The 22,689-nt window shown below is 36.5% G+C and carries 24 protein-coding genes and 1 riboswitch; of the genes, 7 read left to right on the top strand and 17 right to left on the bottom strand.

What is annotated here, in order from left to right; genetic code table 11:
- Positions 1 to 28 precede the first annotated feature (28 nt).
- From RST01_RS13570 to RST01_RS13590, 5 genes are all read right to left on the bottom strand, one after another.
- On the bottom strand, positions 29 to 484 hold the full coding sequence (locus tag RST01_RS13570) for a hypothetical protein (RefSeq protein ID WP_147197564.1): 456 nt from the start codon (positions 482 to 484) through the stop codon (positions 29 to 31).
- 123 nt (positions 485 to 607) lie between these two features.
- Entirely contained in the window at positions 608 to 1,243 is a 636-nt protein-coding gene (locus RST01_RS13575; protein WP_147197566.1) for a hypothetical protein, read from the bottom strand.
- Positions 1,243 to 2,322, bottom strand: a complete 1,080-nt coding sequence (locus RST01_RS13580; RefSeq protein ID WP_147197567.1) for an ankyrin repeat domain-containing protein — start codon at positions 2,320 to 2,322, stop codon at positions 1,243 to 1,245. The genes RST01_RS13575 and RST01_RS13580 overlap by 1 nt, the downstream gene beginning before the upstream one ends.
- A 235-nt stretch (positions 2,323 to 2,557) precedes the next feature.
- Positions 2,558 to 2,743 (bottom strand): hypothetical protein, encoded by a 186-nt coding sequence (locus RST01_RS13585; RefSeq protein ID WP_147197569.1) that lies wholly within the window; start codon positions 2,741 to 2,743, stop codon positions 2,558 to 2,560.
- Positions 2,744 to 2,865: 122 nt separating this feature from the next.
- Positions 2,866 to 4,434: a histidine kinase N-terminal 7TM domain-containing diguanylate cyclase gene (locus RST01_RS13590; RefSeq protein WP_147197571.1), complete on the bottom strand. Its 1,569-nt coding sequence runs from the start codon at positions 4,432 to 4,434 to the stop codon at positions 2,866 to 2,868.
- Between the two features lie 204 nt (positions 4,435 to 4,638).
- Positions 4,639 to 4,740, top strand: a riboswitch (purine riboswitch).
- A 166-nt stretch (positions 4,741 to 4,906) separates the two neighbouring features.
- Here RST01_RS13590 and RST01_RS13595 point away from each other — a divergent pair.
- The 5 genes from RST01_RS13595 (at position 4,907) to rluF (ending at position 9,375) form a co-directional block, all read left to right on the top strand.
- The gene (locus RST01_RS13595) at positions 4,907 to 5,758 is read left to right on the top strand and encodes a DUF3100 domain-containing protein (RefSeq protein ID WP_147197573.1); all 852 of its coding nucleotides are present in this window, start codon (positions 4,907 to 4,909) and stop codon (positions 5,756 to 5,758) included.
- Between the two features lies 1 nt (position 5,759).
- Positions 5,760 to 6,218, top strand: a complete 459-nt coding sequence (locus tag RST01_RS13600) for a hypothetical protein (protein ID WP_066791133.1) — start codon at positions 5,760 to 5,762, stop codon at positions 6,216 to 6,218.
- Positions 6,219 to 6,281: 63 nt separating this feature from the next.
- On the top strand, positions 6,282 to 7,631 hold the full coding sequence (locus RST01_RS13605; protein WP_147197575.1) for an amidohydrolase family protein: 1,350 nt from the start codon (positions 6,282 to 6,284) through the stop codon (positions 7,629 to 7,631).
- 43 nt (positions 7,632 to 7,674) lie between these two features.
- The gene (locus RST01_RS13610; protein WP_147197577.1) at positions 7,675 to 8,448 is read left to right on the top strand and encodes a sulfite exporter TauE/SafE family protein; all 774 of its coding nucleotides are present in this window, start codon (positions 7,675 to 7,677) and stop codon (positions 8,446 to 8,448) included.
- A gap of 219 nt (positions 8,449 to 8,667) precedes the next feature.
- Positions 8,668 to 9,375 (top strand): 23S rRNA pseudouridine(2604) synthase RluF, encoded by a 708-nt coding sequence (rluF, locus tag RST01_RS13615; protein ID WP_147197579.1) that lies wholly within the window; start codon positions 8,668 to 8,670, stop codon positions 9,373 to 9,375.
- A 154-nt stretch (positions 9,376 to 9,529) separates the two neighbouring features.
- Here the strand turns inward: rluF and RST01_RS13620 are convergent, their stop codons facing one another.
- The 3 genes from RST01_RS13620 to RST01_RS13630 all read right to left on the bottom strand — a co-directional run bounded on the left by RST01_RS13620 (position 9,530) and on the right by RST01_RS13630 (position 11,080).
- A complete protein-coding gene (locus RST01_RS13620; RefSeq protein WP_184117588.1) occupies positions 9,530 to 9,919 on the bottom strand; it encodes a MerR family transcriptional regulator in 390 nt (129 codons plus the stop codon).
- Positions 9,920 to 9,931: 12 nt separating this feature from the next.
- Complete coding sequence (locus tag RST01_RS13625; protein WP_147197583.1) at positions 9,932 to 10,249, bottom strand: hypothetical protein; 318 nt, start codon at positions 10,247 to 10,249, stop codon at positions 9,932 to 9,934.
- 168 nt (positions 10,250 to 10,417) lie between these two features.
- Entirely contained in the window at positions 10,418 to 11,080 is a 663-nt protein-coding gene (locus tag RST01_RS13630; RefSeq protein WP_147197584.1) for a Crp/Fnr family transcriptional regulator, read from the bottom strand.
- Between the two features lie 66 nt (positions 11,081 to 11,146).
- Between RST01_RS13630 and RST01_RS13635 the strand changes: the two genes are divergently transcribed.
- Positions 11,147 to 11,878: an HAD hydrolase family protein gene (locus RST01_RS13635; RefSeq protein WP_147197586.1), complete on the top strand. Its 732-nt coding sequence runs from the start codon at positions 11,147 to 11,149 to the stop codon at positions 11,876 to 11,878.
- Between the two features lie 59 nt (positions 11,879 to 11,937).
- Here the strand turns inward: RST01_RS13635 and rlmH are convergent, their stop codons facing one another.
- From rlmH to yycF, 8 genes are all read right to left on the bottom strand, one after another.
- Positions 11,938 to 12,417 carry a 23S rRNA (pseudouridine(1915)-N(3))-methyltransferase RlmH gene (rlmH, locus tag RST01_RS13640; RefSeq protein ID WP_147197588.1) on the bottom strand — a complete coding sequence of 160 codons (480 nt, stop codon included), beginning with the start codon at positions 12,415 to 12,417 and terminating at the stop codon, positions 11,938 to 11,940.
- A gap of 90 nt (positions 12,418 to 12,507) precedes the next feature.
- Positions 12,508 to 12,672 (bottom strand): CxxH/CxxC protein, encoded by a 165-nt coding sequence (locus RST01_RS13645; RefSeq protein ID WP_147197590.1) that lies wholly within the window; start codon positions 12,670 to 12,672, stop codon positions 12,508 to 12,510.
- A 172-nt stretch (positions 12,673 to 12,844) separates the two neighbouring features.
- Positions 12,845 to 14,119, bottom strand: coding sequence for a S1C family serine protease (locus RST01_RS13650; RefSeq protein ID WP_066791147.1), 1,275 nt, complete (start codon positions 14,117 to 14,119; stop codon positions 12,845 to 12,847).
- 219 nt (positions 14,120 to 14,338) lie between these two features.
- On the bottom strand, positions 14,339 to 15,127 hold the full coding sequence (locus RST01_RS13655; protein ID WP_147197592.1) for an MBL fold metallo-hydrolase: 789 nt from the start codon (positions 15,125 to 15,127) through the stop codon (positions 14,339 to 14,341).
- A gap of 12 nt (positions 15,128 to 15,139) precedes the next feature.
- On the bottom strand, positions 15,140 to 15,970 hold the full coding sequence (locus RST01_RS13660) for a two-component system regulatory protein YycI (protein WP_147197594.1): 831 nt from the start codon (positions 15,968 to 15,970) through the stop codon (positions 15,140 to 15,142).
- Entirely contained in the window at positions 15,957 to 17,303 is a 1,347-nt protein-coding gene (locus RST01_RS13665) for a YycH family regulatory protein (protein ID WP_147197596.1), read from the bottom strand. The genes RST01_RS13660 and RST01_RS13665 overlap by 14 nt, the downstream gene beginning before the upstream one ends.
- Positions 17,294 to 19,126, bottom strand: coding sequence for a cell wall metabolism sensor histidine kinase WalK (gene walK / locus RST01_RS13670; RefSeq protein WP_066791154.1), 1,833 nt, complete (start codon positions 19,124 to 19,126; stop codon positions 17,294 to 17,296). Before walK ends, RST01_RS13665 begins: the two co-directional genes overlap by 10 nt.
- 6 nt (positions 19,127 to 19,132) lie before the next feature.
- Positions 19,133 to 19,843, bottom strand: a complete 711-nt coding sequence (yycF, locus tag RST01_RS13675) for a response regulator YycF (RefSeq protein ID WP_147197603.1) — start codon at positions 19,841 to 19,843, stop codon at positions 19,133 to 19,135.
- Positions 19,844 to 20,336: 493 nt separating this feature from the next.
- On the opposite strand from yycF, the gene RST01_RS13680 reads away from it, so the two are divergent.
- Positions 20,337 to 21,257, top strand: a complete 921-nt coding sequence (locus RST01_RS13680; protein ID WP_147197605.1) for a YitT family protein — start codon at positions 20,337 to 20,339, stop codon at positions 21,255 to 21,257.
- A gap of 61 nt (positions 21,258 to 21,318) precedes the next feature.
- Here the strand turns inward: RST01_RS13680 and RST01_RS13685 are convergent, their stop codons facing one another.
- Complete coding sequence (locus RST01_RS13685; protein ID WP_147197607.1) at positions 21,319 to 22,608, bottom strand: adenylosuccinate synthase; 1,290 nt, start codon at positions 22,606 to 22,608, stop codon at positions 21,319 to 21,321.
- Positions 22,609 to 22,689 lie beyond the last annotated feature (81 nt).

Here is a 22,689-nt window from a genome sequence, read left to right on the forward strand (position 1 = left end):
AACTTCACAATAATTGACGGGGCTTTTTCTATATAGTCACAGAGGAATCTGTTAGTTCAAAATACCATTCTAGGAAGCAGTTAAAGCTTTTCCATTGCGGTTTCAAATTACCAGCAAAAAAATCCTCCATCTGCTGTCCCAATCCCAAGCCTAATACTTCATCTGTGCTCTTATTATAAAAAAAGCCGAACTCCCCTTCAAAGTTATCCAAAGGAATGTATTCTTCAGGCAGGTTTAAAACGCTATGAGTTCTCCCCATACCTAACATATAATCAGAAGAATTAATCATAAACCAACAAATCTGATAGATTTCACGGCGTCTATTGAAGAAAGTTGGTCCATCCTCTGCATGCAGATAAAACGATGCAAAATCTGACTCTAAATCGATGCCTAGCTTAACTAATGCACATTCATACTCGTCTGTAATATCTTCAAACCACCAGTTCTTGCTTTTGCAATAATTGATTACTTTTTCCGATAGCATCTAGACTTCTCCTTCGATATAAAATAAACTACATCCATTATATTCCTGAGTATACCACAACTCATTTTCTTGTGATTAGCTACAGAATATTAAACTTACTTTCATCATCAACCCTTCGTTGTATTAAGAGAATTGCCAAAAGCCTGCTACTGGATGTTGAATCTCAGTGAGCCCTATGTTGGCGAAAATATATAGGGAACCAAAACCAAATGGGTAATTGTCCTCTGGATGAAGCAACGTTTCAGGGTAACCATCTTCATCTACTTGAAAGAAAAAAGAAAGTGATTCTTCCTTTAGTTTGGTAAAGTAATAGTCTTCCTCTTGAATAAGTCTTGGGTTCCCACCTAGTTTAATTAAAAAGGGTGACTCCTTAGACTTTTTGTCATCGGTGATTTCTCCATCTGAAATTACATGTTTTATAAGACCTGGATTAGTAAAGAGATCTTTGACGCTTTCCTTTGAAATTGGATGCTCAAGCACCTTTATTGAACAACTCGGATAAATGTTGTTGTCCAAATATACCTCATAGTCCTCTGGAATGAAGATTGAAATCATGCTCTCAGATTGGAATGGATGAATAATGCTTAAATAAAAATAATAGCTTTGATTAGTTTGATGGATAAGGTTTGCTTGCTCATCAAAGAAATCAGGTGCATTCCCGCCTATCCAACCAGTACCATGTTCATTCGAAGAACATGGTACTGCATAATAAAGAATACAGTCTGTTCTCTCCACTAAAATATTCGTATAGTTCTTCATTACACCTCTCCCTCAAGAAACTTAATGAGGTATATTTCAGGCTGTGCAAGGAAATCTGTAAAACTGCATAGGTCCGCATAGTTCTGATGCTCTTCGTCATAACAGCCTATCTGACCTCTGTTATTTGGATTCCAAACTAGCTGCAAATCAGAATAATTATCTATTTCAGCTGATAGGCGCAACATCTCTTGTTTGCCAAGTTTCATTTCAAACGTATCGGTCAATGCGAAAAAATCGATATAGCCAATGTCAAATTCATTTTGCGCCAATTCAAGACGGGGCTTGTCTCCTGTAAGAAAGATTACCAGTTCATCTGGTAATTTATATTTTTTCAGTTCATGCTTTTTATTTTCTAAATTATGCATTTCAGTCGGCTCTAGTGACTTTAAATAACCAGCTAAGTCACTATGCTTATTACTAACGGCAATCGTGTAAGGCCTCTCACCGTTCTTTTCTGCTAAAGTCACGTCCGCCCCGTGTTCAATCAAAAATTTAACCATAGTCGTATTCCCCATACGTACAGCAACCGTTAACGGAGTCGCTTGATAAGGATAGACTTTATCCGGTTTATTATAATTGATGTCCACCCCTTGATTGAGCAAATAATTGAGTGTCTTCATGTCATGGTCTGAAACGGCTTCTCTCAATACAGCACCGCCATAAAGCTTTATATTTAATCCCAGTTCATGTATAAGCGGAATATTACTTTTATTGCCATAGTAGGCCTGTGAATAAGCGTCAGATCCTATTTGATTAAGCATATCTAACTTGGCTCCTTGTCCAGCAATATACCTAACGATGTCTTCCTTACAATAGCGGACGGCTTTTAAAAATGCAGGATTATGCTTTGCATTTAGATTGGCCCCATGCTCTACCAGCAGCTTTACCACCTCAAATTTCTGTGATACAAGCGCCAGATCCAATGGGCTTAATGTAATACGCTTATTAAGTACGATGCCCTGCTCAATATCCCAGCCTTCTGTTATTAATGCTTGTAAAGCAGGAATATCTCCTTGATAAATGAACATGGCGATTTCCGGCAGTTCTTTAAACCTCCCAATATCTTTCAAAACAATCATCCCAAACACCTCTCTATCTCTATAATAAGCTACTTACTAATAAAATAGGTACCTCGGTCCTGATGTTCTACTTTCAGCTTTATGAATGCTTAATGAACTGACAGAGAAGTCGTATATTATAATATGAATGATTTCTCTAAGCCCTGTCAGAAGCAAAAGATTATAAAACTAGAACCGTATAAAATTATATACGGTTCATCTTTTAGTGTTTTAATTAGGAACACCCATATATTTTTTATAAACGCTCTAAATCCTGATACTCTTTGATATAAGGACCATCCTCTGCTACATATGAATGGTACAATGCCTTTACTGCAAAATTTTTCTCTAATCCCATTTCTGATTTTAGCCTTTTTAATTCATCATGTAACACTCGATGTTCATTGATAAGCTTTAACATAGTTGTTTTATTATACTTCATTACATCCGTCCTTTTTTATAACTCATATTATTATTATTTTGAAATAACAAAATTCATGGTAAGCATGTGTAGCGATGATCCTCTTGTAGCTGGTATTGTTCTAGTCTTTTATACAAAGTATATTATACATTTCTTTCCTCTGTATAAACGTACACTTGGTTACGTCCTTCTTGTTTGGCCGAATATAATGCTTTATCCGCTTTATTCAGAAGCTGATATAGTGTCTCCTCTTTCTCTTTCGTCGCTTCAGCTACTCCAAGACTTAGAGTAACAGAAATAATTCCATCATTTGTGATGAGTGGGTTTGTTTCTACATGGCTGCGTATCTGATTAGCTAATACTTCGGCTTCTAACACCGTATATCCCTTCAATGCAAGAACAAACTCCTCGCCGCCATATCGGGCAAAGAGTTCCCCTTTGTTCAACTGAGCTCGACAAATATTTACTACATGCTGAAGCAACTGATCACCAACAAAATGCCCGTACGTATCATTAACTCTTTTAAAATAATCAATATCCATCAAAATCACCGAGAAGGCCAATGAAGTATTCTTTAACTCTGAAAACTCTTGATTACACTTCTGAAAAAATGCACGTCGGTTATAAATTTGTGTAAGTTCATCATAAAAAGCTTGATATTCCAGTTGGACCTGCAATCTTTTTAGATCTGTAATATCAGTAAATATAATTAACAGACCTTTATTAGTATTAGCATGCTGTAGTGGTGACATACGAACTTGATAAGTATTCTCTGAATGATTTGCTGCTCTAAGCTGTAGTTCTTGGTTAAATGCAGTCTTCTTCAAATCAAAAGGAAATGCATTTCCTGACAATTCAACCCATACTTTAGCAAAGTCCATTCCAAACATTGATTTATGCAATTTCGGAAACATGCTCTGACATGCTTGGTTAAACTCGATTAATCGGTTAGATTCATCCAATACGATAACACCATCATTAATACTATTAAATATCACATCTTTAGCAACAGGCATAATCGTAAACATACGTGATGAGCTAATAGACCATAAATATAAAAGTGAAGAAAGCCATAAAACCATTGGTACAGGGTCAATTCCTGGAGGAGTCACCCCTATTAAATATATAAAAGCTGTGATTATAGGCACTAATTGACCGCACATTAATGCGATTAATTGCAAACGGTAAGCCCTAGCTGTTTCTTTCCAACGAGAGAGTACTAGAAGAAAGGCCACAAACATGCTGGCAAATGTGAAAACGCCTTGAATCATATACCATATACCTAACTCCAGATGAACATAAGGGGCTCCTAAAGCTGTATCAATTTCAAATACTCTATAATACAGATGGTGGAAATTATTCGTAGCAACTAGCATCAAACTAATACAAGGTATAAGAAGAAGCGCTACACAACCTTTTTTAGTTATCTTCATCCCTAAATACTGCATGATAAATAGTAACCCTAAAGGCGGTGAAAATGGCATCCCTATATATTGAACGATAGTCCAAAATTGTACTTGTTCAAGATTTGTAGACAATAACCCAAATGCGGAAGCAATACAATAAACAGATGTAAACGCAGTATAAAGAATAAATAGATTGGCGATTTTCGTATAATTAAATTGCTTAACGAAAACGTATATGCATAAATACAAATTTAGCACACTTGATGTACAAACTAGAGTTATATTAGCTGTCAAATCCGAATTCACGGTTATGTACCTCTTTAAAAATGTTTTTATTTTAATTTAGCACAATAACAGATATACATATACTTATTGTTGTTATGACTATGTACATTTCAATCAAAAAAAATGTCTTCTTATGTCGAAAAACTTCCTAAAAAAATTTGACATTCTAAAAAAAATGATATAAATTGTTAAATACACGAACAAATATTAACTATATACAATTCAATATTCGTCTTTTTGATTCTTCGTATAAACTTGGAAATAAGGTCCAAAAGTCTCTACCAAACTACCGTAAATAGTTTGACTATGAGGAATGACAGAAAACGGCACGTTATCAGCACTGATCAAACCATTCATTATTCAGGCTATTTCTCGTTTTTTGTTTTTTCTGTATGTCAAACTCTAGTTATTTTAACTAGAGTTTTTCTTTTTTCACTCATATTTATACGAAACTATTCTAAAAAGAGAAAATCAACTGGAGAGGAAAAAGAGAATGAAAAACAAAGAACAATATCAATCAATAGGAAAAATAATCAAGGAGAATTATCGTTTATATCTGGCTGCTCTAGTCATCGTTCTCGTTGCTGAATTAATTGGGTTAAAAAAGCTTCAAATAGGATCTGCTTTAATTATCATATATCCAATGCTTTTTGCGATTTTGATAAGTGTCTTACTTGGACCTGATATTTTTCGATTTTTTAAAGAAAAGGAATCAAAAAATGCCTCATCACTTGTTCTCGTGGCCATTACTCCTTTTATGGCAAAAGTAGGTGTACTAGCCGGTGCGAATCTTCCAAAACTAGTTGATGTAGGTCCAGGATTAGCTTTCCAGGAGCTTGGACATGTCGGAACGATTTTTCTAGCCTTACCAGTCGCAATATTATTAGGGATTAAGAAAGAAGCCATCGGTGCAACTAGCTCTACATGCCGTGATAAGGATTATGGACTGATTTGTCATCTATATGGAGCCAATTCACCAGAAGCAAGAGGCGCCCTGTCTATTTACATCATCGGTTTTTTAATCGGTACAATTTATATCGGTTTTTTGGCAAGTTTGGTAGCATCCATGAACATTTTCCATCCCTTAGCGCTAGCCATGGCCAGTGGTGTTGGTAGTGGTGTAATGATGGCGGCTGCATCTAGCACACTGGCAACCATCTATCCAGAATATGCTGATCAGATTGTAATGCTAGCAGGCGCAAGTGATATGTTGGCTGCAATTGTTGGAATTTACTTCACTTTATTCATTTCACTTCCTCTTACAAGGAAAATGTATTACTGGCTTGAACCAAGAATCAGCCCAAAACATACACGAGAAACAAAAAATATGAAGGTTGGTAGTTAATATGACAATGAATATGCGCGATTGGACTATTTCTCTTTTATTCACTTCTGTTATTACAACCCTTGTGGCTAACCTAATTGGAAATCATATGTCCATTGCAGAATCCATTCCAGGTGTAATGATTTTATCAGCTATAGCTTTCATTGGGATATTTTTAGGAAAATTAATTCCTTTAAGAATACCAGCCATTGTTTATGTAATTCTTACAGGATTACTTGTTGCAAGTCCTATTTCCCCCATCTCCCAGCCAATCATTGATTACACAGCCAAAATATCCTTTATGGCTCCAATAACAATTGTTGGGACCCTTGCTGGAATTGGTCTTAATTTTAAATCCTTTATCAGCCAAAGTTGGAAAATGGTCATCGTAGCAATCTTAGTTTTTACCGGTACATTTCTTATACAAGCCATTTTTGCTCAAGTGTTCTTAAACTTAACTGATACGTTAGATTCATTCTAAATACAAATGAGGTAGGAAGGCGACTGCCATCCTGTTTCCTAAAGCCATCTAAGGAGAATTGTTATGGAAAATAGAGAGTATAATGCTGATTTAATGATTACAAACTGTTCTATATTAACCCCAGATTTAAACGTACTAAATAACCAATGTCTTGTTATAAAAAACCATACCATCATAGATATTGGTGATAATATCCTCTTATCAAAATCCTACAAATCAAAAGAAATGCTATGTGGAAATGGAAAATTACTGATGCCCGGCTTAATTGATGCACATACCCATTCATGTCAGCAGCTTCTACGTGGAAGAATTGCAGATGAATACCCTATGATCTGGACACGCATAATGGTTCCATTTGAAAGTAACCTGCAAGAAAAAGATGTATACATAAGCTCTCAGTTAAGCTGCCTTGAAATGATCAAGTCGGGAACAACAGCCTTTATTGATGCAGGTGGAAGACATATGCATAAGGTAGCAGAATCTATTTTGGAATCTGGTCTACGAGGGGCTATTACATGTTCCACTATGGATACCGGCAAGGATATTCCTGATATAATGAAATCTAGTATAGAGAGAAATATTAGTGAAAACCGGCAATTATATAACCAATTTCATGGAACAGGTGACGGAAGATTAGATGTATGGTTTTCACTGAGATCTATTATTACTTGTACACCTGATTTAATTCAGGAAGTTTTTGCAGCCGCAAAGGAATGTTCCACAGGTGTACAATCTCATATGAATGAATATCCAAATGAAATTAGTTATTGCTTGGAAAACTTTAAAATGCGTCCGTTTGAATATCTTGAGTCTATAGGTGTCTTGGATCAAAATTTCCTAGGTGCACATAGTATTCTACTTTCTGAAAATGAAATGGATATTATTAAAACTTATAATAGTAAGGTTGTTCATTGTCCCATTAGTAATTCAGGCAAGGGAATTCCTAAGACGCCTAGCCTACTGCAAAAGGGTATAAGTGTTGGTTTTGGAACAGATGGAGCTGGTCACTCTGGATTGAGTTTATTTGACCAGATGAAAGTGTTTAAATCATTAATGCGAGCCTTTTTGGGAGTTCCTATTTTTGATCCAGTTGTCATGCCTTCAAAGAACATCTTAGAAATGGCGACATTAGGTGGCGCTAAAGCCATGTTACGAGAGCATCAGCTAGGGACATTAGAGGTTGGTAAAAAAGCGGACATGATTTTAATTAACATTGACCAGCCGCATATTTCTCCGACACATAACTTGCTAAATACCCTAATCGAATCTGTTAACAGTAATGATATAACCGATTGTATTGTCGATGGCAAAATATTAATGAAAAACAGGGAAGTACTTACATTGGATGAAGAAAAAATAAAATATGAAAGTAAGCTTGCAATGAAGGAACTTTCTATTCGAGCAAACATATAACCCTACTCTAATTCATGGGTATGGAATAATTGAGGTCTGATAAATGTTTACAAATTTATTTCTTTTTAGTATTGTCGCATGTTCCAATTTAATTATTGGCATTTTATTAGGGATGTCCGGAATTGCAGGATTTCTTCTCCCTCTAATATACGTAGGCTTTTTAGATATACCTGTGCATGATTCTCTTGCACTAAGTTTTTTATCCTTTGCTGTTTCGGGTATAATTGGTGCCTATTCTTATTGGAAATCAAAAAACATGGATTTAAAACTAGCGCTGTTTTTAAGCCTCGGCAGTCTTCCAGGTGCGTTTTTGGGAGTTCAAATCAATGTACTCATTTCTGATTTCCTAGCAAAGCTTCTTCTCTATATCTTTATCCTGCTAGCTGGGCTATCTATGCTTAAGAAAAACAAGGATGATACTAAAGTAAATCGATCAATACTATTGAATCATTCATCAATCATTATCCTTCTTGGTTTTCTAACAGCAACCATTTGCGCATTAACAGGGGCAGGTGGTCCCATTTTATTAGTACCGTTACTAGTTAGCCTCGGAATCAATATTCGGGTGGCAGTAGGGGTAAGTCTTTTAAATTCTGTGTTTATCGCTATTCCCTCCATATTCGGCTACTTTGCCCATGCCAATATGAAAACCATCCCAATGTTAATTATCGCTAGTTTAATTGGAACCATTATAGGGATTATTACAGGTACTCGTCTTGCTAATAAGGTCCCTATCAACCGTTTAAAAATAATGATTGCACTCATAACTATCCTATCTTCTGTTTATATGCTAGTTATGCTAAAAGTGGGGGCCTGACCCCCACTTTTTTTATAGATGGACCCTCTAAGCCCTACAAAGAGTACCTTTCTCTACTTTCCTTATAAATACAAAAGAAAATACTCCTATGATGGCGATATATATTTCAATTGCCATGAACTTTTATCCCTTATATCTGAATAATAGTATGTGATTCAGCCTTAAAATAAAGTATAGTTAGTATTTAATAAAACAATCCCTGATTAAGGATGTGCCAACATGCGTATTAATAAATATATAAGTGAAGCTGGAAAAGCATCTAGACGAGGTGCAGATAAATTAATTACTGATGGAAGAGTTACAATCAATGGTAAACGTGCAACTATAGGTAGCCAAGTTGAAGCTGGGGATGACGTCCAAGTAGATGGAAATCCAATCTTTGTAGCAAGGAATAATGTCTATATTGCCTTAAATAAACCTGTAGGCATTACGAGTACAACCGAAAAAGGTGTAAAAGGGAATATTGTTGATTTGGTCAACCACCCATTAAGAATATTTAATATTGGACGCCTGGATAAAGATTCGGAGGGCTTAATTCTTCTTACGAACGACGGCGACATTGTTAACGAAATTCTGCGTTCTGAAAATAAGCATGAAAAAGAGTATATCGTTTCTGTAGACAAGCCAATTACTCCTGAATTCTTAAAGAAGATGTCAGAGGGAGTCAAAATATTAGGCACCAAAACACTTCCTTGTGAAGTAGTACAATTATCAAAATTTGATTTTCAAATCATTTTGACACAGGGACTAAATCGTCAAATTCGCCGCATGTGTGCTGAATTAGGATACGACGTCTACCGATTACAAAGAACCCGAATCATGAATATTCATTTAGGTAACCTCCCACCTGGACAATGGAGAGATTTATCTAAGAAAGAGCGAACTCAATTATTTAGAGAATTAAACTATGAACCAAAAGAATGGTAAAAGGTACGGAATATTAAATTAAAGTAGAGTTATCATTGAATTAAGCCACACTAAAGGGACAATCTCATTAGAATTAAATCCATAGTGCCTCTTTCAAAGAAAGATGCACTATGGATGATATGCTTAAAGGACATCTATATAAAAGTTAAAAACTCTAACACTTATTTCTTTCTAATAGTTGTTCAATTTTATAATCTGCGTTTAGTAATACACGTTTTATTTGTTTAATGTTATTTTCCTTTTGCACCATTTGTGTATATTTATTTTGAAATATCTCTTTTATTTGAAGGACATTTTGAATTTCTTCTTGTGTTAATTTTTTATTATGATCCGTATTTTTCGACCAATCAAAAAGCATCTTAACTTCCAATAGTGAAAATCCCGTTTGTTTTAGTTTAATAATGGTTTCAATTAGAATGACGTCATTATTGTTATATTCACGATATTTGTTTATAATTTCTGGCTGTAATAAACCTATTTTTTCATAGTATCGAATAGTATCTTTACTAATACCGGTACGCTCTGCAAATTCTCCAATTTTCACCACTACCACCTACTATTTTATAAATTTATAAACCATTAGAATAATTATACTATGGAAAATAAAACGACTGATATGATGGCTGTACTTAATGCGGCCATTTGTTACTATCCCTTGTATAATCGTCAATATGTGTAGAAAAACAAATGAGAGAATTAGTAATAGAAACAGCAAGTCTTTACTTGGTATAAATAAGGTTAAAATAATTCCTGTTGATACAATAATGAATAATAAGGCTCGTACATGATATCCTTCTTTTTTCCATTGTTGGATGCCTGCTACTGCCATTAAAAAAGCATATAATCCACTCAATATATACGTCACACTAGCCATTTACATCACTCCATTCTTTTAATATATACACTTTAAAAGATGGAGTTAACTCCATGTCAATAAATAAAGAACAGCCTACTTTAATTCGTAGCCTGTTCTATGTAATTCAAAAACCGCACTTACTTGTGATAGGGTTCACCATAATAGAGCTAAATGCAGTTTTAATTATCATTCAAATCTCACATCATTTGAATATTGTTTAATTCTTTCCCAATTTAAAATTTGAAGTGTATCTCCATTTCGAACAATAATTTCTTCTTCACTCCACTTTTTCAATATACGATTTAAATGTCTTTTTGTTGTGCCAATCAATGAAGCGACTTCATTTAGCGTTCTTGTTTCAATATACTCACTACTTGTCTCAACAGATTCCAATGTACAATAATAGGCTGCTAAACGTGTAGCTACAGAAGATAGAGCATTTACTCTCGAAGAAATCGTACAGGTTTTTAATTTATAAGCAAGTCCTTTTAAAATGAGCTGTGTAAAATCGGCATCATACTGTAAATATTTTTTATATGTGTGAAGCGGTATAAATAGAAATTCGCAAGTTTCCGCCGCAATACAATTTGATTGAATAATGCATCGTTCAATTAATTCAATGTCCCCTAATATGGCAGGCTTTTTACAATACCTCAATAACAATTCTCTACCTGTAATTTCAATGCTTGAGACATAATATTGACCCTCTATTAAAAAATATAATCCATCAATTTCATTGCCAGTTTTTAATATAGATTCATTTCGTTGGTACGTTTTTAGTTGAAGTTCCTTTATGACCTCGTTTGGAAATTTATATAGATAATGTTGAGCAAATTTTTCTAAATCCATCACAAAGACACCTGTCCTTTCCGCAGCCATATGTAATTATTATACTATTTACAGGAGGCGATTCGAATGAACTTTGTTTTTGATATTGATGGTACACTTTGCTTTGATGGTAAACTTATTGAGAGCTCAATTATAGATGCTTTAGCCAAATTATTCCATGCAGGACATGAAATTATTTTTGCATCTGCACGCCCGATTCGTGATTTAGTTCCCGTTATTCCAGCTCAATTTAGAAAAGGTAAATTGGTCGGTGGTAACGGTTGTTTCACATCAGAAAATGGCTTTGTTTCTGCAAATGTCTTTTCACCTAATTTTCTAGTCCAGTTACATAATATTATTCAAACTCACCAACTTACTTATTTAGCTGATGGCGAATGGGATTATGCCTATACTGGTAGTTTGGGGCATCCTATCTATAAAAATATTGACCAAAGCTCTGCAAGAAATTTAACGATCACAGAACTTAAGAAAATATGTAAACTAGTCCTATTTGACCCTACCCAACAGGTAACTACTTTACTTGAACAATTACCTGTTTCCATAACAGCTTACAAAAATGAAAATGCAATCGACATAAGTCCATTAGGTATCAATAAAGTCGCTGGTCTTGAAAGACTAAATGTACATGACTTTATTGCATTCGGAAATGACAACAACGACCAATGTTTATTCGAAAAAGCAGTGTATAGTGTATGTGTAGGTGACAATGAAGTACATCAATATGCTTCAAAACAAATCCCAAAAGAGGATGTCGCAGAAACAATTTTACAGCTAATAAATAACCCATTTACCGTATAAAAAGGAGCTTAGAGAACATGAATACTTCATGTCCTTTAAGCTCTTTCCATAGACCGCACTTACTTGTGATAGGGTTCGCCCTTCATAATCCGAAAACTTCGATACACTTGCTCCACTAATACTAGCTTCATTAGCTGATGTGGCAAGGTCATTTTTCCAAAGGAAAGTTTTTCGTTGGCTCTATGTAACACATCATCATGAAGGCCGAGCGAACCACCAATGACGAAAGCAATTTTGCTTTGGCCATATGTCATGAGACTTTCAATATCTTTTGAGAGTTCCTCGGAGCTGCGCATCTTACCATTGATAGCAAGGGCGATGACATAATGATCAGGGGTTAGTTTAGCGAGAATCCTTTCTCCTTCCTTCTTTTTAACGATTTCCATTTCAGCATCACTCAATTGTTCAGGCGCTTTTTCGTCAGGAACTTCGATAATTTCCATTTTTGTATAACCATTTAAGCGTTTGACATACTCCTCAATGCCCATTTTTAAATACTTTTCCTTCAATTTACCGACACTAATAATTGTTATACCCACAAGTTATCCACCTACCTTTTTTATTTACAAACAACTTATCCCCAAAAGTTATACACATATCCACAATTCATTTCAATATATTGTGGGCGTTCATTTGTTCGCCACAATATATGTTGCACGCTCTTCACAGTACTCGCACTTTGTGGATAACTTTTCTTCCTCACTGATATTTTCCATTAACGGTATCTTTTTTTCAGTTGCAACAAACATGTCTAAAGCATGTCCTATATGGGTTTCACAGCTATATATTGTCAAAATATTTATTCCTTTCTTGCTTTTAGATTTCCACAGAGTTATGCACAATTTGCCTTTTTTTATCCACAACTCATTGTATCAAACAAAAAGCGAGCTGGAAAGAAGGGGATTTTCTTTCCTTGCTCGCTTGTTTATAATTTAATTCTTTTCCATTACTTATCCACAAACTAAATTATTGTTTTAGTTTTGAGCTGTCTTCTAATGTTAATGTTTTTTGAACCAACTTGCCATCACGATACACTTTCAATTTGATGTGATCTCCAACATGTTTCTTGTTGTAAAGTATCTTACGGAGGTCGATAGAATTGTCTACTTTCTCTCCATCCATTTCGACTATGACATCATATTTTTGAATACCTGCTTTTTCAGCTGAAGAATTTTTTACAACTTGGCTAACAACGATACCAGCTGTTACTTCAGGAGGCAATTTTAATGTTTGGCTTTGGTGGTAAGCTGGTACATCTGTTAAGTCGATTAGTGATACGCCCATTGAAGGTCTTACTACTTTCCCTGTTTGTTGCAATTCGTCTATTACAGGAATAGCTGAATTGATTGGTATGGCAAAACCTAATCCTTCTACAGCAGATTCAGAAATCTTCATTGAGTTAATACCAATGACTTGACCTGCCAAATTGATTAATGCACCGCCACTATTCCCTGGGTTGATTGCTGCATCTGTTTGCAATACTTCTTCTTGCCAATCCTCCGTACCGTCTTCATTTAAATCAACCGGCACAGTACGATCAGTTCCTGAGATAACGCCAGTTGTAACAGAACCATAGAAGTCTAATCCTAGAGGGTTACCAATAGCAATTGCAGTTTCACCTTGTTTTAATTTATCAGAGTCACCAAAAGTAGCCACCGTTTTTACCTTTTTACTTGAGATAGAAATAACCGCTAAATCTGTCCATATATCTGTACCGACTAGCTTAGCTTGTTCTTTAGAGCCGTCTGAAAATGTAACTTCTAACGTTTTAGCTCCTTCAACAACATGGTTATTGGTGACGATATATGCTTTGTTACCTACTTTTTTATAAATGACACCAGAACCACTACCAACTGGCTCACTAGAATCCTGATCGTTTTTGCCATTACCTCCAGTGATGCCGCCACCATCTTGGAATGGTAAGTCGCCCCATAAGTCAGTTTGCGTTTGTTGAATATTTGTAATGCCCACGACTGCATCCTTTGTCTTCGCAACAGCATCTGTTACATTCGTTGAAACCTCTGTAGACACCTGTGGAGTTGATGTTTTATTGGCTGTGGAACTGCCGCTGCTCGATACTCTCGCACTATTATTATTCGGCAGGTAATCCACCATGGACGGCAATAAGAGCCATACAAGAAGTGCTCCTACAATGACACCGATAATTCCGCTCAAAAAATAGCCTGCCTTGCTGCCATCTTTTCTACGTGTTTTTGTTTCATCTTGATCGTAATATCCCATATATTTCACCCTTTCTTCAATTATCTGCTTCGTTAGTAATACAATATCTGACCAACATTAAAATAAGATGAAAACAAGTTTAAAATCACCTCAAAGTTTTCCTAATCTTAACTTCCCCATTTCGGCATAAAAAAATCCCCTTTTATTAAACTGACTCTAATCTCGTTCGTTATCAATATAACGGACAGAGCCCTTTCATAAAGGGGGATTTCTATATATTTAGACTGTGACCAGTTCTGTTGGTTCATTCGCATCCGTATCATACAATTGGACGAATTCACCAGGCATAATGCCACATGATTGCAATGTTTGAGAAACGCTCATGCGTGCTAAATCTTTCATATTATTGTCTTTACTTAAGTGTGATAAATAGATGCGCGTTGGCTTCTGATCTATCACTTCACTCATTGCAACAGCTGCATCCTCATTGCTAACGTGCCCTAAGTCGCTCAAAATTCGGCGTTTGACTGACCAAGGATAACGTCCCATCTGCAGCATGCCAACATCATGGTTGCTTTCAAAAACAAATGAATCAGCACTTCTTATAATGCCTTTCATCCGATCGCTAACATAGCCTGTATCTGTGATGACCACTAGCTTTCTTTGACCATCATGGAAGCAATAAAACATAGGATCACTTGCATCATGTGAAACAGCGAAGGACTCAACATTTAATGAGCCAAAGGTTTTGACCGTTTCCATATCAAATTGAAAACGAAGGTCTGTTGGAATTGTTCCGACTAGCCCATCCATTGCCTTCCATGTTTTTTCATTTGCAAATACAGGTATTTGATATTTTCTCGCCAGCACTCCCACACCTTTAATATGGTCAGAATGCTCATGTGTAACCAATATCCCGTTTAAACTTTTTATATCACGGCCTACTTTTTCAAAAAGCTGTTCCATCTTTTTGCCAGTCAACCCAGCATCGACGATTAATGAATGTTCGCCGCTCTCTACAAAGATGGAGTTGCCAGTACTGCCACTAGCTAACACACTAAACTGCATGGCTAAAACTCCTTACTGTTGCTGTAATTCCCTTTCTTTGGCGTTATGTTCAATATCTACGATTGTCCCATCTGCGTTTACAAAGTAATCCACTTCATTCTTAATCCCTTTTTTATCCTTTGGCAACTCTACATGTATATACCATGTTGGTGCCAGTACTTGGATTTGCGTTAAAGGTACAAGTGTTGAATAGCCAAGCTCTATTTTTGTAATAGTAGAGTTCGGCATTAAATAGCCTTTGTTTAGAATAGCCTTAATAGCTTTTTCTGGTTCAATCAACGTTCCTTTTTCGCCAAAACTTTTCAGTGAATCAAACATCCTCTGTTCATAGTTTGTGATTTCATTTGCGTCATTCCAATGTACTTTTACAGCTGCATTCTGATTGTAATAAATCGTTCGATTATCTGAAACTTGGAAGAATGTTGCTACTTTGTTTAACTTGTCTATCTTCCAAAGCCTATACGATCTTCCTTTATAAACATTCTTCTCAACAAATTGCGTTATATTATTAGCTGATAAACTTGTCAAAGGCATCGGCTTGGTAATCTTTGATACAATTTCTGTGTCATTATTACCGATATGGAGCTTTTGATTTTTCAATTGGGCAAGCTCCAACATATTAAATTTTTTAATTTTGCCTGAAATATAGGAGACGTTAATCGTTGCAGCAGGCTTATTTTTAATCGTTATGTTTTCATCTTTTAAACGTGTAGAAAAATCTGTATCGCCAATAACAGGAACACTTTGCGCTTCATTATAACGATTTACGTACATATAATACAAAAATATATTTAAAATAGAAAATACAATGATAAAGATGGTTTTGGCTTTATTCCAATCCAACTTGCTCACCTCCTGCACTCGGCACTAGAGGTAGAGACTTCCACTTGCCATTGATAAAGTAAAACCAAGTAGGCTTCAGTATAAAGACATTCGGACGTTCATTCGTAGATAAATAATAACCCGGCCTTATTTCTTCCACATCATTTATATCGACACCATCTTGTTTGCTTATTTCCTCAATGGCTCTTTCGCCACTCTCTATCATAACGGTTTCGTTTTCAGGGACAGAGACAAGCTTGTAATAAGGACGTATATAACGAGCAATACGGGTTTCTCCCCATACAGTCTCAATCGCTGTAGAGGTGACAGATGGGTCAGTATATACCATATAGTCTTTCACATATAGCTGATACATAATTTTGTTGTTTGAAGTATCAACATCTTCATAGCGGAAATCGCCTGTCCATCCACCATGTTCATTAATAAAATTAAATGTATTCAAGATAAGGCTAGATTTATTTGTCTTTTCTAAGTTGTCTACAGCATTGGCATCAACATAATCCAATGTTTTTTTACTTGTATTAACAGTCATCATGGAAACGCCATCCGTATAATTCTCTTTAAAGTTTGTATCATCAATACTGCTTTTAACTCTTTTAGGCATTGTAAATAATGCATTTTTAAACTTATCAATAGATGAAGAAGAGCTTAAATACGTATACTGCATAACCTTCTCCTCTTGTGCAGGTAAATACAGTGTATTTCCTCTTTCCCTTGCGTACGCAATATAACGTTCAAGAGAATGAGATTTGTCTATAATATGTTTATAAAAGTCATCTTGGCTATCTACATGTACCTTTGCTTTGTAAAGCTGACCATTAGCAGTATTGGCGAAGAAAACAATAAGTTCATCTGAGTCGTCTATGCGCTCCCAATCTAAAACCATTTTATTAAATGAAAGATTTTTAGGCTGCTCATCGACGGACGGCAAAATATTTTGGAAGATGGCATAGGGCACCTCAGCAGGGAAAAATAGCGTGAAGTTATCTGCATCTCTCATTAATTGATTCACCTTATAGGCATTCGCATTTTTGCTTACTAAAGTCATATTAGAGATACGCCAACGATGCATTCGATTCAGCATGTTTTTCATTTCTTCATACCGATCTGTGCCGCGCCACGAATTCTTCTCGTGGAAGACCATACGATATGGTTTAACGACATCAGCCAGCTGTTGTTTCTTTTCAAAAGAAACATTCAGCGGCGGTTTTTGCTTTTCAAGTGGGTCATAGTCTGGTTTGTATGTCCAAATGGAAAACGTCAATGTAATGCTTAAAAAGACTAAGACGAAGAGTAAAAGTGATTTAATCTGCTCGATATATTTCAATCCCACTCACCTGCCTCATCCTCTTCATATGGCAATGTGAAGAAAATGGTTGTGCCTACTCCCTCTTCACTCTCTGCCCATATTTTCCCGCCATGCGCTACAATCATTTCCCGAGAAATAGCAAGACCAAGCCCTGTTCCACCCATAGATCGTGCCCGTGCCCGATCTACACGATAAAAACGGTCAAAAATACGGTCAACATTATCTTTTGGAATACCCATTCCATCATCTGAAATCATGACGGTTAAAATACCATCATTTGCTTTCATGCCAAAGCGAATATTGCCGCCATCCGGCGAATATTTCAATGCATTGGAGATAATATTATCAATAACTTGAGTAATCTTATCTGTATCGATTTCTACATAGTATGAAACAGAAGGCAATAATCGTATAAATTCAACGTTCTTTGATTTTGCCATTTCAAAACGGTCAATAATGCTGTTGAAGAATCGATTAAAATCCACAATATCAGCATTGATTTCATATTCTCTGCTATCCATATGGGAAAGCTGTAATAAGTCTGTTACCAGACGAATCATTCGCTCCGTCTCAGTTTGTGTGACATGTAAAAAGTGCGGGGCAATCTCTTTGTTTTGCCAAGCCCCTTCTGTCAATGCTTCTAAGTAACTGCGCATCGTTGTAAGTGGCGTACGCAATTCATGAGATACATTAGACACAAACTCGCGCCGTTCCATATCAATCTTTTCTTGTTCTGTAATATCATGCAGAACTGTAATCAAACCGTTCACAAAGCCAGTTTCCTTCTGTATTACAGAGAAATTAGCACGCCAAATATAAGGACGCTCTGAGGAACTAAAATCAAGGTTGATTGCATCCTTCATGTGGATTAAATCCTCAAATGTATGTTGTTTCTCCAAACCTAATACAGAAACCAATGGTCTTCCCATTAGCTCATTATGGCCGCTATTTAACAGTTTTTCAGCTGGTGAATTGATTAATATAATTTTCCCCTTCCGATCAGTCGCAATAACGCCATCCGTCATATTTGTAAGGATGGAGGCAAGCTTTCTTCTCTCACCTTCAGTAGTTGACTGCGCTTCTTGAAGACGATTGGTCAGATGGTTGAAGGCAATAGCTAATTGACCTATTTCATCGTTGCCATAAACTTTAACCTTCCTTGAGAAATTCCCTCTGGCCATTGCTTGCGCTTGTCTTCGCATATCGGAAATTGGTTTTGTAATAGTTCTGGCAATAAAAATGCCAAGCACAATTGTTATGGCTAATGCTAATGCTGTACCGGCTGCAAGGATTTGATTAATATCATTCATTTGCTCAAAAATCCGTTCAATGTTTGCCTTTACATAAACGGTTCCAATTTCTTTGCCATTAGCCTTTCCATTTGACATGATGGGAGTGGCCACTACCCAAATTCTTTTGCGTGTCTTTTCATCTAATGCAATTTTGGCATAGCGCGTTTGTGTTGTAATAGATTGCCTTACAAGTGAATCCATTTCTCGTTGCCCGACAATAGACTGATTGCTCTTATCAGAGGAAGCAAGGATTCGGTAACGCGGATCTATGACTCTAATTTCTTTAATATCATCGGAGGATAAATCTACAATACTTTTTAAGCTTTGTTCAAGCGTTGGATCACTATCCGTTCGTTCTTTTAACAATTCTTCTTTAACGCTAAAGTTAACAAGCGTCAAACGATCAGTAACTGAAGTTTCAAAGCTCTTCTTTAGGTTTTGTTCCAATTCCTTTGCAAAATAAAGCCCTATAATTTGCATTGCAATAAGGATGAGTAATACATAAATCAGTACTAGTTTAACTTGGACTGATTTAAAAAAACGGACCTTTTGCATGTTCTTTTACTCCTGTTCAGGATTTCTTAAATAATAGCCAACGCCTCGGCGAGTGACAATCCATGCTGGATGACTCGGGTTATCTTCAATTTTTTCACGAAGTCGACGAATGGTCACATCTACTGTGCGGACGTCTCCAAAGTAATCATAGCCCCAAACAGTTTGTAGTAAGTGCTCGCGCGTCATAACTTGTCCGATATGCTTAGCCAAGTAATGAAGTAACTCAAACTCACGGTGTGTTAATTCAATTGCTTCATCTCTTTTTAATACAAGATATGCATCTGGCTGAATGACAAGCGATCCTACTACGATATCATTGTTCTCTTCAACTGTTTCTTCAGCTACTGCCACAGTTTGGTGTCTACGCATATTTGCTTTCACCCTTGCAATCAATTCTCGTGTGCTAAAAGGTTTAGTCACATAATCATCAGCGCCAAGCTCTAAACCTAGCACCTTATCAATCTCTGAATCTTTCGCTGTCAGCATAATGATAGGCAAGTCATATTTTTTTCGTACTTCACGGCATACTTCCATACCATCTCTTTTTGGCAACATAATATCTAAAAGCATTAAATCAGGTTTAATTTCCTCTACCTTTTTTAATGCTTCATCTCCATCATATGCACAGACAACTTTATAGCCTTCCTTAATTAAATTAAATTGCAGTATATCTGCGATTGGCTTTTCATCGTCCACTACTAAAATCGTCTTATCCAATATATATTCCCCTTCCTTACTCCGGTCTTTTTCTATTCTATCAATACTCTACCATTCTTAAGTTTGCGTTGCATCTTTAAAAACCCCCTTCGACATTTCCTGGGGAATAATTTCGCTATGAATCGACACATCGACTATATGTCCTATTTAATTTTACCATACTTCAGCTATTTTCATTGAGATTTAGAACGGTCATAAGGGCTTATTTTATCCCCTACATTTCTCCTATAATATGCATTTCTTTTTAAAAGTTTTAACAAAGCCATGCTTTTCACTTCTTAAAAACCGAATTTTCCGATATTATAGAGATATAGGGTGACACTTTGCTAAAAGGATGATAATTCATCTCATTTGGTTATTAGTGGAACTAATTGGGCTTTACGGATGAATAGGTCTATGGCTTAAAATTGTGATTAGCTAATTCTTCGCCAAGGATCTTTCTATTTGTAAGTCTGGTTAAACTATTATTCTACAAAAAGATTGGAGAGATTTTATGAGTGATGCAAACCGACAGAAACAGCAGCCGGTTTTGCCAAAGGGCATAGAAGTAAATAAACTGAAGAAAACACAGTCTAAAAAGAGGCTGGCACAAAGAACTATTATGGTCATCGTTGGGGCATGCATAACTGCTATTGCCCTTAGCCTGTTCCTCGTTCCCAACAACATTTTAGACGGAGGCATTGTCGGCGTTTCTATAATTATTTCCCATTTAACTCATCTGCCACTAGGCGTATTTATTTTCCTCCTTAATATCCCTTTTATTTTCCTCGGTTATAAGCAAATTGGGAAAACATTCGCATTATCAACTGCACTCGGTATTACTACTTTATCTGTCGCAACACTTCTCTTGGAACATGTAAAACCCGTTACCCAAGATTTGCTGTTATCCACTGTTTTCGGAGGAATCATCCTTGGTATCGGAGTTGGCCTTGTCATTCGATCAGGCGGTTCACTTGATGGTACAGAGGTATTAGCTATACTTTTTAATAAAAAACTCCCATTCTCCGTAGGCGAAATCATCATGTTTTTTAACCTCATTATCTTCACAGTAGCTGGATTTGTATTCACATGGGAACAAGCAATGTATTCAGGGCTAGCTTATTTTATTGCTTACAAAATGATTGATATTACCATTCAGGGTCTCGACGAATCGAAGGCGGTTTATATTATCAGTGATGAATACGATGAAATCGGGCAAGCAATTATTGACCGTTTGGGCCGTGGCGTTACCTATCTAAATGGTGAGGGTGCTTATACGGGAGACACGAAGAAAGTGATCTTCACAGTGATCACGCGTTTAGAAGAATCAAAGCTCACAACGATTGTTAGCGAACTTGACGAACATGCCTTTCTTGCCATTGGCAATATTGCTGAAGTGCGTGGAGGACGTTTTAAGAAGAAGGATATCCATTAATAAAAGGCAATCCCTCGAAAAGAGGGGATTGCCTTTTGACTTTTATATGATGGGGTTAGAATTACGCGTCCCACACATTAAGCAGTACATTAGTTTGATCACGATCTGGTCCCACTGAGAATGTTGCAATGCGGATACCAGTTAGCTCACTTACACGTTTTACATAGTTTCTTGCGTTCTCAGGCAACTCATCTAGCGTTTTGCATCCTGTGACATCCTCTGTCCATCCAGGAAGCTCTTCGTAGATTGGTTTGCAGCCTTCAATTGCGTGAAGAGTCGCAGGGTATTCTGTAATAATTTCACCATTATATTCATACGCTGTACAGATCTTTACAGTTTCAAGACCAGTTAACACATCGATTGAGTTTAATGCTAAATCTGTAATACCTGATACGCGGCGAGAATGGCGGACAACTACGGAGTCAAACCAGCCTACTCGGCGTGGACGGCCTGTTGTTGTACCATATTCTCGTCCAACTTCACGAATTTGTTGGCCAATTTCATCAAATAATTCAGTTGGGAACGGTCCATCTCCTACGCGTGAAGTATAAGCTTTACTTACACCGATCACACGGTTTACTTGTGATGGGCCTACGCCAGCACCTGTTGCAACGCCACCAGCAACTGGATTGGATGAAGTGACATATGGATATGTGCCATGGTCTACATCCAGCATAACGCCTTGCGCACCCTCAAATAGTACCTTATTGCCCTCTTCTAGCACATCACTAAGAATCTTAGATGTATCTGTTACATACTGAGCAATTTCTTGACCATATTGGTAAAATGCTTCAAAAATATCTTCAAATTTCAAAGGTTCTACACCATAGTATTTTTCAAAAAGACGGTTTTTCATTTCTAAGTTTGTACGTAGCTTTTCTTCGAATACTTTTTTATCTAGTAGATCTGCGATACGGATACCAATTCGCTGTACCTTATCAATATAACATGGGCCAATTCCTTTGCAGGTTGTTCCAATTTTTTGGTCACCGCGGGCTTCCTCATCTACTTTATCTTGGTAAATATGATACGGCAGAATAACGTGAGCTCGATTTGAGATGCGTAAATTCTCTGTGCTTACGCCTCTTTCTTGTAGTCCTTTTAATTCTTCAACAAGTGATTTGGGGTTGATTACCATACCATTCCCCATAATGGACATTTTTTCTTTATAAAAAATGCCTGAAGGGATTAAATGCAATTTATACGTTTCCCCTTCAAATTGGATTGTATGGCCTGCATTATCACCACCAGAATAGCGGGCGATGGCTTCAGCTTCTTTCGATAAGAAGTCGGTAATTTTCCCTTTTCCTTCGTCTCCCCATTGTGTTCCTACTACTACAACTGATGTCATAATCAGCACCTCCGTCAGGCACATTCATTGCACCCTGATTCAAACAGACTTATTGTAACAACGAAAATAGGCCAAGTCAAT

Origin of the sequence: Rummeliibacillus stabekisii, assembly GCF_007988965.1 — a bacterium.
GTDB classification, from domain to species: Bacteria; Bacillota; Bacilli; order Bacillales_A; family Planococcaceae; genus Rummeliibacillus; species Rummeliibacillus stabekisii.

What these genes read in the sequence shown, in the direction of transcription:
- RST01_RS13570 (WP_147197564.1), bottom strand. Translation starts at nt 484, where the DNA reads ATGCTATCGGAAAAAGTAATCAATTATTGCAAAAGCAAGAACTGGTGG.
- RST01_RS13575 (WP_147197566.1), bottom strand. Translation starts at nt 1,243, where the DNA reads ATGAAGAACTATACGAATATTTTAGTGGAGAGAACAGACTGTATTCTT.
- RST01_RS13580 (WP_147197567.1), bottom strand. Translation starts at nt 2,322, where the DNA reads ATGATTGTTTTGAAAGATATTGGGAGGTTTAAAGAACTGCCGGAAATC.
- RST01_RS13585 (WP_147197569.1), bottom strand. Translation starts at nt 2,743, where the DNA reads ATGAAGTATAATAAAACAACTATGTTAAAGCTTATCAATGAACATCGA.
- RST01_RS13595 (WP_147197573.1), top strand. Translation starts at nt 4,907, where the DNA reads ATGAAAAACAAAGAACAATATCAATCAATAGGAAAAATAATCAAGGAG.
- RST01_RS13600 (WP_066791133.1), top strand. Translation starts at nt 5,760, where the DNA reads ATGACAATGAATATGCGCGATTGGACTATTTCTCTTTTATTCACTTCT.
- RST01_RS13605 (WP_147197575.1), top strand. Translation starts at nt 6,282, where the DNA reads ATGGAAAATAGAGAGTATAATGCTGATTTAATGATTACAAACTGTTCT.
- RST01_RS13610 (WP_147197577.1), top strand. Translation starts at nt 7,675, where the DNA reads ATGTTTACAAATTTATTTCTTTTTAGTATTGTCGCATGTTCCAATTTA.
- rluF (WP_147197579.1), top strand. Translation starts at nt 8,668, where the DNA reads ATGCGTATTAATAAATATATAAGTGAAGCTGGAAAAGCATCTAGACGA.
- RST01_RS13625 (WP_147197583.1), bottom strand. Translation starts at nt 10,249, where the DNA reads ATGGCTAGTGTGACGTATATATTGAGTGGATTATATGCTTTTTTAATG.
- RST01_RS13630 (WP_147197584.1), bottom strand. Translation starts at nt 11,080, where the DNA reads ATGGATTTAGAAAAATTTGCTCAACATTATCTATATAAATTTCCAAAC.
- RST01_RS13635 (WP_147197586.1), top strand. Translation starts at nt 11,147, where the DNA reads ATGAACTTTGTTTTTGATATTGATGGTACACTTTGCTTTGATGGTAAA.
- RST01_RS13650 (WP_066791147.1), bottom strand. Translation starts at nt 14,119, where the DNA reads ATGGGATATTACGATCAAGATGAAACAAAAACACGTAGAAAAGATGGC.
- RST01_RS13655 (WP_147197592.1), bottom strand. Translation starts at nt 15,127, where the DNA reads ATGCAGTTTAGTGTGTTAGCTAGTGGCAGTACTGGCAACTCCATCTTT.
- walK (WP_066791154.1), bottom strand. Translation starts at nt 19,126, where the DNA reads ATGCAAAAGGTCCGTTTTTTTAAATCAGTCCAAGTTAAACTAGTACTG.
- RST01_RS13680 (WP_147197605.1), top strand. Translation starts at nt 20,337, where the DNA reads ATGAGTGATGCAAACCGACAGAAACAGCAGCCGGTTTTGCCAAAGGGC.
- RST01_RS13685 (WP_147197607.1), bottom strand. Translation starts at nt 22,608, where the DNA reads ATGACATCAGTTGTAGTAGTAGGAACACAATGGGGAGACGAAGGAAAA.